The following is an 11,347-nucleotide window of genomic DNA, read 5'->3' as shown; positions in this document are numbered from 1 at the left end:
GCAAGCAGCCTGCATAAATGAACTATACCGTATATTTTCTTTTTCTTGCCTTTCTTCGCGCGCCGTGTCAAGCGGGAAGCAGACGCGCACAGACTCGTGATTGGGAGTTCCTGAAATGAAGAAGACCAAACGAGGCAGACCGCCCAAGGACCTTGCCGGCGATGCACAGGTCCGCATCCTCGATGCCGCTCAGCAATTGTTTCTGGAGAAGGGATACCGCAGCGCGAGCATCGACGACATTTCCGAGCTCGCGCCCGCCAGCAAACCGACGATCTACGCCCACTTCCCAGGCAAGGAAGCACTGTTCGCGGCGGTGGTGGCCCGCACCGTCGACGGCCTGACGGATTTCGACGGCTTCGTGCCGGAAGGGCGCACCATCGAGGACAAGCTGATGAGCCTCGGGACCGAGATCGTCGAAAGATTCCTGGAGGAATCGCTCGGGATGGTGCGCACCACGATCGCGGAATCGCAGCAGTTTCCGGAGCTGAGCCGCAATGTTCATGACGCTGCCCGCGACCGGTCTCTGGCCGCAGTGTCCCAGCTCCTGGACGACGCCACTCAGAAGCTGGCTCGCACGCCGAGAGGTCCGTTCAGCGCCAAGCGGAGCCGCGCCACCGCGCAAATCTTCCTCGATCTCATTCTGCTGCCGATGCTGTTTCGCGCGCTGGTCGGCGAGACCTCGAAGGACCTGGAGAAAGAACTTCGTGGCTTCGTGCGCGAGCGCGTCAGCTTTTTCCTGGCCGCCTGCGAGACGGACTGGACGCACTAAAGCGCGATGCGATTAGGATGAATCGTCATCGCGCTTTAGGTTGTTGTTGAGCATGATCTTTTCGGAAAACCGCTTCACACTTTTCCGGATCATGCTCTAGCTGTGGAGCCTCAACAGGTTGTTCCTGGTTAGGGCGAGTCTGCTGATCGGTGGCATCGAGCCGATACTGCCATGCGGGCGGTGCCAGTTATAGCTGTGCAGCCATCTCGGCAGTTCAGCAGCCCTTTCTTCTGAGGTGTTGTAAGCGCGGGCATAGGCCCATTCGCGCAAACTGGTCTGGATGAAGCGCTCGGCCTTGCCGTTGGTCTTCGGAGTATAAGGCTTGGTGCGGATATGCTTGAGGCCGAGACGTCTGCAGGCTTTGCGGAAGGCGAAGGATTTGTAGCAAGAGCCGTTGTCGGTCATCACCCGCTCGACCTTGATGCCCAGGCTCGCATAGTAGGCGATCGCGGCCTTGAGGAAACTCACGGCGCAGCCCTGTCGTTCGCTCTTCATGACCTTGCTGAAGGCGATCCGCGAAGCATCGTCGATACAGACGTGGACATATTCCCAGCCAGGCCCTTCACCGCGCGCCCGCAGGCTGCTCTGCCCCATTCGGTCGCCGGTGATGCGATGGCCTATACGTTTGAACTTGCCCAGCTTTTTGATGTCGATGTGGATCAGCTCGCCGGGGTGTTCACGTTCATAGCGCCGCACTGGCTCGGCTGGTTCCAAATCGCGCAATCGGTTCAATCCCAGCCGCCGCAGGATACGGCTGACGGTCGCTGGCGAGACGCCTACCTCGGCGGCGATTTGCTTGCCTATGTGGCGCTGCCGGCGCAACGCCTCGATGACGGTGCATGTGGCGACAGGGGTTTGGCTTGGCGATGAAAGGGGTTTTGAGGAGCGATCACGCAACCCATCCACACCTTCCTCGCGGAAGCGCTTGACCCACTTGGCGACGGTCTTGGCTGAAACATTGAACTGGAGCGCGGCTGCAGCCTTCGTCAGGCCATCCTCGATCACGCTTCGCACCATGGCCTCTCGACCTTTTGGCGTCAGAGGCGCATTCTTATGGGTGTCCATTCGGTCCTCCGGGGATTGGCTAAAGCTTCGACAACTTCAGCTTCCTCGTTCCGGACCGGATGGACAACCTCCTGAAAGCTCACATCTAGCTCATCCGCATTAGCCGGCGAACCTGAGCTTCGCGCGAGCTGTCATCTCGGCCGGTTGCAGGAATGGCGCGCGACGCAAAGCGCTCGTGCAAAAACTCAACATCTCCTCGAAGCTTGGTCGCAGCGTCGCAGCTCCGATCCGGGATGGATTGAGATGGACGTCCATGGCTTCCAGCAGGCAGCAGGTCAGCGCCATTGGACTGCCGCCCTGCAGTTCACCGCGTGCTTGCCCCGCGCCGATGATCGGCCGCACCAGCCCTCGGATCCTGTCCTCGTAGGTGAGGAAGACGGTCCAGTTCTGACGAACGGCCAGAGTTATCAGGTCTTGCAGCCGCCGATGCTTCGCCGGTCGACCTTCATTACAGTCGGCGATGGCCTTCAGGATTGCGGCCAAGCGCCGTATCGCCGGCCCACTGCCGCCGGCCGCCTCAGCCGCCGCACTGACCGCCTCCTCGAGCACCTCCTCCACCACAGCCTCCTCGATGGCCCGCTTCGAGGGAAAGAATCGATAGACGCTTGCCGAAGACATCGCCAGACTCCTCGCGATGTCGGCGACTGTGGTCTTGTTGTGTCCCATCTCGCCATAGAGATGGATGGCGGCCTGCACGATGCTGCGGCGGGCGCTCCTGGTTCGATCTTCAATCTGCTCGCGCATAACGTCTTCACTGCGCCGGAATGTTCATCAACTCGCGGCGGCAGGCCTCTCCGAAATTGCGCAAGGGATCCATTTCCTCGATGAATTTGGGGAGATCGACGAATGTGCGATTTGGCGAGAGATACGTTTCGATGATCAAGTGCCCGGCTCGCTCGGCCGCCTGAACCACCTCGTTGCTCGACAGGATCCGCATGCGCCCGACCAGCGTATAGAGGCTGACCAGTTGCGGGATTTCGGGGTGATCATTGACCAGGGCGTCGGCATAGAGCCGTGATGCCTCCTCGATGAAGCCATGGTACAATTGTTCGCGTTTCGAGAACGAGCGGGCATGATGAAGCTCGCGACGCCTTCGGCGTCCGCTAAACCATCCAGTGACGATGGTCGAGACCGCACCGAACGCAGAGCCGCCGAAGGCAGCCAGGGCCGGTATGTACACTGTGCTCATAAGATCGCTCCTGTCTCCTGTCGCAGTGCAGATCAACTTCGCTCTTCATCTGCCCTTGCTTGATCCGGCGGATGCCTGCCCGAACACCGCTTTACACCCTTCGCTCAGATCCGATTTTCTGAGCCGCAGACAGGCTTCAACTCCCGACGGGTCGGGAATGTAGGCACTGCACAGGCGAAAGGCGTCGGGCGTGCAGGCCGCCCGCTGCTCCGGTGTACCCCGGTTCTCCTCGGCAAAAGCTGCTGCGCTGCCAAGCGCGACTACGGCTGCTGCGAACAACACCGGCATCAATCTCGTCATGTCAGATCCCTTTCTCTGCTCGAGGCTGGTTGAACCTGGCGGAGCCTCGCCGCCTTGATCTGCACACGCGCTTGTGACGCACTCGTCTTGACTCGGGCCACGGCGCATGTTTTATATGAACTATACGGTGTATTTTATTAAGGAGACAAGGAATGTCAACACTGCTGTTGGCTTTGATGCGCGAAAACCCCTTGCCCGGCCTCGCCGCCGCTTCGCTGAACGTGGTTGTGGCCTTGTGCCTCATGGCCCTGAGCGTGCTGCTTGGCATCACGATCGCGATGATCGAGTGGGCCCATACGCTTGCCGCGCGCCAGCCCAGCACCGTTCGGCTGGAGCGGAGGACGGTCGCATGACACCGGCACTGCTGATCGCCCGCGACTGCATCATCTACTGGGTCAACGTCTGGATCGCGCCGGTCGAATGCGTGTTCGACGTGATCGAGTCCGAACTCGCGCGCAGGGGCGTTGCGGCTGAAGAGGCCGACCGCCTCACGCGCACGGCGTGAGACAACGGTGGGCGCGCCTGACATGCTGAACTTCATCGAAGTCTTTGACGTGCTGGAAGTGGATCCTGCCAGCGGCGAGGCCGTGTGGACTGGCATGACCGGAACACGGACAGCGCTCCAGCGTGACGGATTCATGATCGACCCGAAGGCCGCAGCCTATTGTCCTACCGAATGGCTCGACGAGCGCGGTTATCTCGATGCCGAACGTGCGCGCCGGCATCCTCGCCCATGGAGTATCTGACGATGCGACAGGGTGACGCCGTTGTCGGGAGCTGCGTGCCGTGAGCCGACGATCCGCCATGTCAATGCACGCGGGCCGATCGACCGACACCGCCCTTCCCTTGCGCGGCTACTTTCTGTCGGTCGGCGGCGGCCTGCTCTGCTTGCTTTGGGCGACCGGTTTGGTGCTACCGGCCCAAGTGCCAGGCAGCTTCGCGGAGCCGGATGCTGCGCGGCCTGCGATCCGCATTCGCTCCGACGTGAAGGCACCGGAGCGCGTCGTGATCGATACAAATCAACTCCTGCCGACACCCGCCGGCAGCGAAGTCGTTGTGGCCGCTTCGCAGCCGGATGGCCTCGTTGCGTCCGGCGCCGTTCAAGAGACGGTTGCAGCCGCGCCAAACGTTGGTGCCAGAAGTCACACGGCAACGGAGATTCCGTCTCAGTTGCGCGACAGTTCCGCGCAATCGGCAGCCGGTCAATCACTGGCAAGGCCACCTGCGGTGGCCACGTCGAACCTGGGGCCCTCGCAGACACGAAGCGGGACACGGCGAACAACGCGCCACTCGAAACCGCATGGCAGGTCGAGCCCCTGCGGCCGGGCAAGCCATAGCCCTTGCAACGACGCGCTTGCGCTCACTCGCCTTTGGTAAGTGTCAGAAACCCCGAACGAGATTTGTCCAATGTCGATGAAGCATTTGTTTGCCCTGATCGTGTGGTCCGCGACCATCGCCGCGACCGGCGCAGTTGCCGACGTCCGGGATTCGACGAACACGGAGAGCCGAAGCCCGAGCGCGCAAAGCGATGCCGAGGAGGCCGCTATCCAACGCGTTCTCTCGGAATTCCGCACCACACGCGTCCCGCTCAGCCGGGCGATGGCGATCGCGGAACGCCTGCATGATGGCTCGAAGGCCGCCGACATCAGCTTCGAGATCGACGGCCCGCCCGTCTACCGCGTTCGCACGATCCGGAATGAGCGCGTGTGGGAGAACGCCATCGATGCAAATACCGGAAGCATCACGGGCAAGGAGATGACATCTTCGCTGAAGGAACTCGATCGGGAAGACCTCGCCAACATCCTTGCCCTGAAATGGATCAAGCAGGAATTGTCGGATGCCGTGCAGGTCGCCGAGAAAGCGGCGGCGGGCAGCGCTCTGGCCGGTGGGCTGATCCGACAGAACGGCAAACTCAACTTCGTGATCCTGGTCGCCACCGGGGACCATTTGAAAGAAGTGACGCTCGAGCCACCCAAGGTCAGCAAGCAAGACTTGAGCCGCCAATAACACGAGCATCCAATCAGCAATTCAAGAGCACTCGCCATGAACTTCCAGCCTCGATCGCAGCTCTCATCCGCACAACGGCAGCTTCCCTTCGACTGCATCGCACTGCTGTTGCAAGGCGGCGGTGCGCTCGGCGCGTACCAGGCGGGCGTCTACGACGCCTTGGCCGAGGCGAGCATTCACCCCGACTGGGTTGCTGGCATTTCGATCGGAGCCATCAATGCCGCCATCATCGCCGGCAACGCGCCCGAGACCCGCGTCGACCGCCTGCGCGATTTCTGGACCCAGGTCACCTCGACGGCACCCTGGGATTGGTCCGGCAATCCCTTCCTCGATTGGAAGCGGAGCGACAACACGCGCAACCTCATCAACCAGATCAGCGCCGGTCTTGCCGCCACGTGTGGCGCCACCGGATTCTTCTCCGCCCGCCCCGTTTTGCCCTGGCTGCAGCCTGGTGGAGCCAGCGATGCGACCAGCATCTATGACACGCGTGCGCTCAAGACCACGCTGGAGCGCCTGGTCGATTTCGATCGGCTCAACAGCGGACTGACGCGCTTCAGCGCCGGCGCGGTCAACGTCAGAACTGGTAATTTCGTCTATTTCGACAATACCACCCATACCATCCGGCCCGAGCACATCATGGCGAGCGGCGCACTGCCGCCGGGCTTTCCGGCGGTGGAGATCGAGGGCGAGCACTATTGGGACGGTGGCCTCGTTTCCAATACGCCACTGCAATGGGTGATCGAATCGGATGCCCCGCAGGACATCCTGGCGTTTCAGGTCGACCTCTGGAGCGCGCGCGGTCAACTTCCGGCCAACATGGCCGAAGTGATCACACGGCACAAGGAAATCCAGTATTCCAGCCGCACACGCGCCAGCACCGACCAGTTCAAGCGGGTGCAGCGCCTGCGGCGCGCACTCACGGATCTGCTCGGCCGGCTGCCCGACGATCTCAGCCAGCACGAGGACGTGAAGCTACTCAGCACGGCGGTCTCCCGCAACGTCTACAACATCGTCCACCTGATCTATCGCGCGCGCAACCACGAGGGGCACTCCAAGGACTACGAGTTCTCGCGCCTGTCGATGCAGGACCATTGGCAAGCCGGCTACCACGACGCTCTGCGCACCCTGCGCCATCCCGAGGTGCTCGCTCGGCCTTCGAGTCCCGATGGGGTCTTCACCTTCGATCTCGAACATGACGGCCGTGAGTAGCCTCGACCTCATCCTGGAGAGAGCCAAATGCGCGAGACTGACGTGAGACAACGAGCCTTCGCCATGCCGCTGACCAGCCCGGCCTATCCGCCCGGGCCGTACCGGTTCGTCGATCGCGAATACCTGATCATCACCTATCGCACCGATCCGGCCAAGCTCCGGGCCGTGGTTCCGGGGCCGCTCGAGGTCGACGAGCGAGAAGCGCTGGTCAAATACGAGTTCATCCGCATGCCCGATTCCAACGGCTTTGGCGACTACACGGAAAGCGGACAGGTCGTTCCCGTCTCCTTCCGCGGACGCAAGGGCGGCTACACGCACTGCATGTTCCTCAACGATGAAGGCCCCATCGCGGGCGGGCGCGAGCTCTGGGGTTTTCCAAAGAAGCTTGCGCAGCCGACGTTGCAGACCGAGATCGACACGCTGATCGGTACGCTGGATTATGGCCCAGTGCGGGTCGCCACGGGGACGATGGGCTACAAGCACCGCGAGGCCGATCTGGCGAAGGTCAAGGCTGCACTCAACGAGCCGAACTTCCTGCTCAAGATCATCCCGCACGTGGACGGCAGCCCACGCATCTGCGAGCTGGTTCAGTACCATCTCGAGGACATCGTGCTGAAAGGGGCCTGGACCGGACCGGCGGCCTTGGCGCTCACACCACACGCATTGGCGCCGGTTGCAGAACTGCCGGTCCTGGAGATCGTCTCGGCCATCCATATCCGCGCCGACCTTACGCTCGGCCTCGGGACGGTGGTGCATGACTATCTGCAACAGCCGGCTCGCGGCTCGATTCGCGCCGTTGAGAAGGCTCTGGTCTTCTAACTTCAACCGCGCGTCGCATCCGAGGTGAGCGCTCCTGCTCGCACGTTACGAGGAAGAGTCCGATGGGAATTCTGAACGGTAAGACCGCGACCGTCACGGGATCGACCAGCGGCATTGGCCTCGCCTGCGCGCACGCCTTCGCCAGCGCCGGCGCGAACGTGGTGATCAACGGCATGGGCGCGCCGGGCGATGTCGAGGAAGAGCGTGCTGCGATCGAGCGCGATTTCTCCGTCAAGGCGATCTACTCGCCTGCGGACATGACGAAGCCGAGCGAGATCGTCGAGCTCATCGCTCTTGGCGAAAGGACCTTCGGCAGCGTTGACATCCTGGTCAACAACGCCGGCATCCAACACGTCTCGCCGATCGAGGAGTTTCCCGCCGAGAAGTGGGATGCGATCATCGCCATCAACCTGTCCGCCGCCTTCCATGCCATCCGCGCGGCGGTACCAGGCATGAAGAGGCGCGGCTGGGGCCGCATCATCACCACGGCGTCGGCGCATTCCTTGGTCGCCTCGCCCTTCAAGTCGGCCTATGTCGCTGCCAAGCACGGCATTGCGGGCCTCACCAAGACGGTGGCGCTGGAGCTCGCGCGCTCGAAGATCACCTGCAATTGCATCAGCCCCGGCTGCGTCTGGACGCCCTCGTGGAAAAGCAGATCCCAAACACGATGGCGGCGCGCCGCATGCGGAGGGATGAGGTCATCAGCGATGTCCTGCTCGCCGCGCAGCCTACCAAGGAGTTCGTCACCGTCCGGCAGGTCGCCTCGCTCGCGCTGTTCCTGTGCAGCGACGACGCCGCTCAGATCACGGGCGCCAACCTCTCGATGGATGGCGGCTGGACGGCTGCGTAGCCCGTGTGTTGACAGTCGTAGCGCTCGGAAGCGTTACGTCAGCACCGGCGACGCTACGAATGCGACGTGGGCGTTGCTAGTCCACCTGGTCAAGGCGTTGCTCAACCAGCACCAGCGCACGCCCGCGTCGCCGGCTTCTGACATGATCAAAGGCCTGGGCCGCACTGGCCAGCGGCGTCCGCAGGCCAATGGAAAGACCATCGCACTGCTGCTCGACCGACTGGCGCAGCTCCCGTAGCGCGGCCGCGTCGGGCCGAAAGACGGTCCAGGCGTAGTTTTGCGTACCCTTCGGCAAGGCGGCCCGGTGACGCCGCTTGTCGGAGAACGTCTTCAGGGCGCCACGCAGCCAGCCGAGTTCGTCGAAATTCGCGAGCAGCGGGTGCACCGTTGTGGCATGGCCGAGCGCGCCTTCTCGAAGGCAACCGAGCAATGACAGATCGTCCTCCCAGGCGGCGAAATTGAGCGTCGCATCGAACGCCCGCGACAGCGACGCGAATGGCTTGATATTGCCGTCGAGCACCTCAGCCGCCCCCGCCTGGCGGCAGGCCGCGACATCCGCCGGCCGCGCGATCGCCGTCGCCTGGGCGCCCCATCTGCCCAGCATCTGCAGCGCCAGTATCCCGAGGCCGCCAGCCGCGCCATGGACGAGCACACGCTTTCCACCGGCATTCTGCCGTGTCAATCCCGAACCGCGCACCGCAAGCCACATCGTCACGAAACTGTAGGGGAGTGCCGCGAGAGCCTGAAGATCCCGCCCCGCGGGAGCGGGCAGCACATGGGCAGCCTTGACCAGCACGTGGCTGGCATGGGTCCCCTCGACCGATGGCGGCTTCACGCCATAGACGCGATCGCCAATCTTGAATGCCCCGGCATTGTTGCCGACGGCGGTCACGGTGCCTGCGAAATCATTACCGAGCACCATTGGAAACCTGCCGGCTCCCATGAGTGACAACAGCCGCCGGCCATAACCTTGCGCGCGCCGCACGTCGATGGGATTGACCGACGCCGCTGCGACGGCGACCTCGATCTCGCCGGTCGCCGGCTTTCGCCGGGGAACCTTTCGGATCTCGAAACCACCACCCGGCCCGACACACATCAGGGCGCGACCTATCGTATTCGTCACCATCTTGCCACTCGTCTCCAAGGTCCTGGACACAACAACCGTCCGATCAGTTCGCGATGATTGCGGCCCCGATCAATCCACCACGTCGGACCGGAACGCATAATGCTCCAGTGCCGCCCGTAGCGGCGCCGCGCCCGCGCTGGCACGGACTCGAACGACCTGTCCGAAGCGCGGATCTCGTTCGAACCAAACCTCGTCGACGATCGCGCCCGCGTTTGCCGCCTGAGCCCGGACCACCGCCTCGATCTCGCGTTGCTGGAGGGCCGGCTTGAAGATCTTGCCGATCCCGGTCACCGGCAGCGACGGCATGATCTTCACGAACTTCGGGATCGCCGCCCGCTCTGGAATATGGGCCGCGGCGAAATCCATCAGCTCTTGGTCGCTGACGGCAATGCCGGGTTTCGGCTGCACATAAGCGACAGGGACCTCGCCGGCATAGGCGTCAGGGCTGCCGACGGCCGCCGCCATCGCCACAGCCGGATGTTTGGACAGCGCATCTTCGATCAGCTTCGGATCGATGTTGTGCCCTCCCCTGATGATCAGCTCCTTGCGCCGACCGGCCAGCCAGAAATAACCCTGATCATCCTGTCGCCCGAGATCGCCGGTGTTGAGCCAGCGTGATCCCTCGATGTTGATCCAAAGATCCTTGTTCTGCTGCGGATCGAGATAGCCCGCGAACACGTTGGGCCCGGTGATGGCGATTGTTCCGACCTCGTCGATGTCCGCCATTCGCAGGAAGCGCCCGGCATCATCGAGGATTACGACGCGCATCTGCTGGTATGGCAGGCGCAAGCCGATCGACCCGGCGTGGCGTTTGCCCTCCGGCGGATTGAGAGAGGAGACGCAGGTGCCCTCGGTCAGCCCATAGCCCTCGACGATCTTGAGCCCCGTCTTGGCTTCAAAGGCCTCGATCAACCTGGCCGGCATCGGCGCCGCGCCGCAGATCGCGTATTCGAGGCTGGAGATGTCGTTCTCGCCGATGGGCGCCTCGAGCAGGGCGGCATAGATCGTCGGCACACCGGAGAATGTTGCAATGTGATAGTGCGCCGCGATCTCCCAGAAGCGCGCGATCAGGTTCTTGCCGCGGTATCCTTCGGGAGTGGCGAGCAGCACGTGGTTGCCGTGCATCCACGGCAACAGGCCGGTGGCGAGCTGCGCGTTGACGTGAAACAGCGGCAGGCCGCATAAATAGGTCCGCGGCTCGTCGCGCTCTCCGAACACTTGCGCCGCGGCCCAGGCATCGAAGATCTCGTTGCCATGCGTACGCACCGCGATCTTCGGCGCACCTGTCGTGCCCCCGGTGCAGAAGTAGGACGAGACCGAATGTTCCGTGATCGTCCGCGGCGCGATCAGGCGATCGGCCGGCTGGCCCTGCATCGCCGCGCGGAAATCCACGATCTCGAATTTAGCGCCAGGCACGCTGGCCGCTGCGGCTGCGACCGTCGTCGCCCCGACGCCCCCAAGATAAGTCATAGCGTCGACCAGAGCGACCACACGAAGCTCGGGGAGCGCCCAAAGGTGCGGCCCAAGCTTGCTCCATAGCTCGGCCCCGGGGAACGGCGCCAGCGTGACCAGCACCCGCACCTTGGCCGCGCGAAGGATCTCCACGATCAGATCAGGCTCGAGCAGCGGATTGACCGCGAGCACCACCCCGGCCGCCTCACCGCCCCAGATCGTGAAGTGGGTTTCGGGAAGGTTCGGCAGCACATAAGCGACCGGATGATCTGCGCTGACGCCGAAGGCATGAAGCGCATTCGCGGCGCGGGTGATCTCCGCCAGGAGCTCCACATAGGTCCATGTCGAGGCGCGCTGATAGCTGTCCGCAGTCGGGAAGAACGACAGCGCCTTCCGATCGGGCCAGCGTTTCGCGCTCGCCCCGAACACCTCATAGGTCGTCTGCGGCAAGCCTCGCGAGGCAAGAGGCTCCGCCTCGATCCTCTGAATATCGCTGAGATCTCGCACCGCCATGGGATGCCTTTCGCGTGTCGTCTTGATGAAATTGCGGTAGGGCAAGCT

General features: G+C 63.0%; 13 protein-coding genes and 1 pseudogene. 8 read left to right on the top strand and 6 right to left on the bottom strand.

Annotation, left to right across the window (positions count from 1 at the left end; all coding sequences use genetic code 11):
• The first annotated feature begins 115 nt into the window (after positions 1-115).
• A complete protein-coding gene (locus N2604_RS13875) occupies positions 116-769 on the top strand; it encodes a TetR/AcrR family transcriptional regulator (RefSeq protein WP_260375183.1) in 654 nt (217 codons plus the stop codon).
• Positions 770-865: 96 nt separating this feature from the next.
• On the opposite strand, the gene N2604_RS13870 is transcribed toward N2604_RS13875, so the two are convergent.
• From N2604_RS13870 to N2604_RS13855, 4 genes are all read right to left on the bottom strand, one after another.
• Positions 866-1,834: an IS481 family transposase gene (locus tag N2604_RS13870; protein ID WP_260375182.1), complete on the bottom strand. Its 969-nt coding sequence runs from the start codon at positions 1,832-1,834 to the stop codon at positions 866-868.
• Between the two features lie 99 nt (positions 1,835-1,933).
• Positions 1,934-2,578: a TetR/AcrR family transcriptional regulator gene (locus tag N2604_RS13865; protein ID WP_260375181.1), complete on the bottom strand. Its 645-nt coding sequence runs from the start codon at positions 2,576-2,578 to the stop codon at positions 1,934-1,936.
• A 7-nt stretch (positions 2,579-2,585) separates the two neighbouring features.
• Positions 2,586-3,023: a hypothetical protein gene (locus N2604_RS13860; RefSeq protein ID WP_260375180.1), complete on the bottom strand. Its 438-nt coding sequence runs from the start codon at positions 3,021-3,023 to the stop codon at positions 2,586-2,588.
• Between the two features lie 45 nt (positions 3,024-3,068).
• Positions 3,069-3,323, bottom strand: a complete 255-nt coding sequence (locus N2604_RS13855) for a hypothetical protein (protein ID WP_260375179.1) — start codon at positions 3,321-3,323, stop codon at positions 3,069-3,071.
• Positions 3,324-3,475: 152 nt separating this feature from the next.
• Between N2604_RS13855 and N2604_RS13850 the strand changes: the two genes are divergently transcribed.
• The 7 genes and pseudogenes from N2604_RS13850 (at position 3,476) to N2604_RS13820 (ending at position 8,208) form a co-directional block, all read left to right on the top strand.
• A complete protein-coding gene (locus tag N2604_RS13850) occupies positions 3,476-3,676 on the top strand; it encodes a hypothetical protein (RefSeq protein ID WP_260375178.1) in 201 nt (66 codons plus the stop codon).
• The gene (locus N2604_RS13845; protein ID WP_260375177.1) at positions 3,673-3,828 is read left to right on the top strand and encodes a hypothetical protein; all 156 of its coding nucleotides are present in this window, start codon (positions 3,673-3,675) and stop codon (positions 3,826-3,828) included. The genes N2604_RS13850 and N2604_RS13845 overlap by 4 nt, the downstream gene beginning before the upstream one ends.
• Positions 3,829-3,850: 22 nt before the next feature.
• Positions 3,851-4,069 carry a hypothetical protein gene (locus N2604_RS13840; RefSeq protein WP_260375176.1) on the top strand — a complete coding sequence of 73 codons (219 nt, stop codon included), beginning with the start codon at positions 3,851-3,853 and terminating at the stop codon, positions 4,067-4,069.
• A 661-nt stretch (positions 4,070-4,730) separates the two neighbouring features.
• Positions 4,731-5,330 carry a PepSY domain-containing protein gene (locus N2604_RS13835; RefSeq protein ID WP_260375175.1) on the top strand — a complete coding sequence of 200 codons (600 nt, stop codon included), beginning with the start codon at positions 4,731-4,733 and terminating at the stop codon, positions 5,328-5,330.
• Positions 5,331-5,366: 36 nt separating this feature from the next.
• Entirely contained in the window at positions 5,367-6,539 is a 1,173-nt protein-coding gene (locus N2604_RS13830; protein ID WP_260375174.1) for a DUF3734 domain-containing protein, read from the top strand.
• Between the two features lie 27 nt (positions 6,540-6,566).
• Entirely contained in the window at positions 6,567-7,358 is a 792-nt protein-coding gene (locus N2604_RS13825) for an acetoacetate decarboxylase (RefSeq protein WP_260375173.1), read from the top strand.
• Positions 7,359-7,420: 62 nt separating this feature from the next.
• Positions 7,421-8,208 (top strand): annotated as a pseudogene (locus N2604_RS13820) (3-hydroxybutyrate dehydrogenase).
• Positions 8,209-8,284: 76 nt separating this feature from the next.
• Here N2604_RS13820 and N2604_RS13815 read toward each other — a convergent pair.
• Both N2604_RS13815 and N2604_RS13810 read right to left on the bottom strand, forming a co-directional pair.
• The gene (locus tag N2604_RS13815) at positions 8,285-9,334 is read right to left on the bottom strand and encodes an alcohol dehydrogenase catalytic domain-containing protein (protein ID WP_260375172.1); all 1,050 of its coding nucleotides are present in this window, start codon (positions 9,332-9,334) and stop codon (positions 8,285-8,287) included.
• 69 nt (positions 9,335-9,403) lie between these two features.
• Positions 9,404-11,344 (bottom strand): acyl-CoA synthetase, encoded by a 1,941-nt coding sequence (locus N2604_RS13810; protein WP_260375171.1) that lies wholly within the window; start codon positions 11,342-11,344, stop codon positions 9,404-9,406.
• Positions 11,345-11,347 lie beyond the last annotated feature (3 nt).

It is taken from the genome of Bradyrhizobium sp. CB1015 (genome assembly GCF_025200925.1).
Taxonomy (GTDB): Bacteria; Pseudomonadota; Alphaproteobacteria; order Rhizobiales; family Xanthobacteraceae; genus Bradyrhizobium.
This window is presented reverse-complemented; position numbering and strand designations above follow the sequence as displayed.

Coding starts and splice junctions, on each gene's coding strand:
- N2604_RS13875 (WP_260375183.1), top strand. CDS start 116: ATGAAGAAGACCAAACGAGGCAGACCGCCCAAGGACCTTGCCGGCGAT.
- N2604_RS13870 (WP_260375182.1), bottom strand. CDS start 1,834: ATGGACACCCATAAGAATGCGCCTCTGACGCCAAAAGGTCGAGAGGCC.
- N2604_RS13865 (WP_260375181.1), bottom strand. CDS start 2,578: ATGCGCGAGCAGATTGAAGATCGAACCAGGAGCGCCCGCCGCAGCATC.
- N2604_RS13860 (WP_260375180.1), bottom strand. CDS start 3,023: ATGAGCACAGTGTACATACCGGCCCTGGCTGCCTTCGGCGGCTCTGCG.
- N2604_RS13855 (WP_260375179.1), bottom strand. CDS start 3,323: ATGACGAGATTGATGCCGGTGTTGTTCGCAGCAGCCGTAGTCGCGCTT.
- N2604_RS13850 (WP_260375178.1), top strand. CDS start 3,476: ATGTCAACACTGCTGTTGGCTTTGATGCGCGAAAACCCCTTGCCCGGC.
- N2604_RS13845 (WP_260375177.1), top strand. CDS start 3,673: ATGACACCGGCACTGCTGATCGCCCGCGACTGCATCATCTACTGGGTC.
- N2604_RS13840 (WP_260375176.1), top strand. CDS start 3,851: ATGCTGAACTTCATCGAAGTCTTTGACGTGCTGGAAGTGGATCCTGCC.
- N2604_RS13835 (WP_260375175.1), top strand. CDS start 4,731: ATGTCGATGAAGCATTTGTTTGCCCTGATCGTGTGGTCCGCGACCATC.
- N2604_RS13830 (WP_260375174.1), top strand. CDS start 5,367: ATGAACTTCCAGCCTCGATCGCAGCTCTCATCCGCACAACGGCAGCTT.
- N2604_RS13825 (WP_260375173.1), top strand. CDS start 6,567: ATGCGCGAGACTGACGTGAGACAACGAGCCTTCGCCATGCCGCTGACC.
- N2604_RS13815 (WP_260375172.1), bottom strand. CDS start 9,334: ATGGTGACGAATACGATAGGTCGCGCCCTGATGTGTGTCGGGCCGGGT.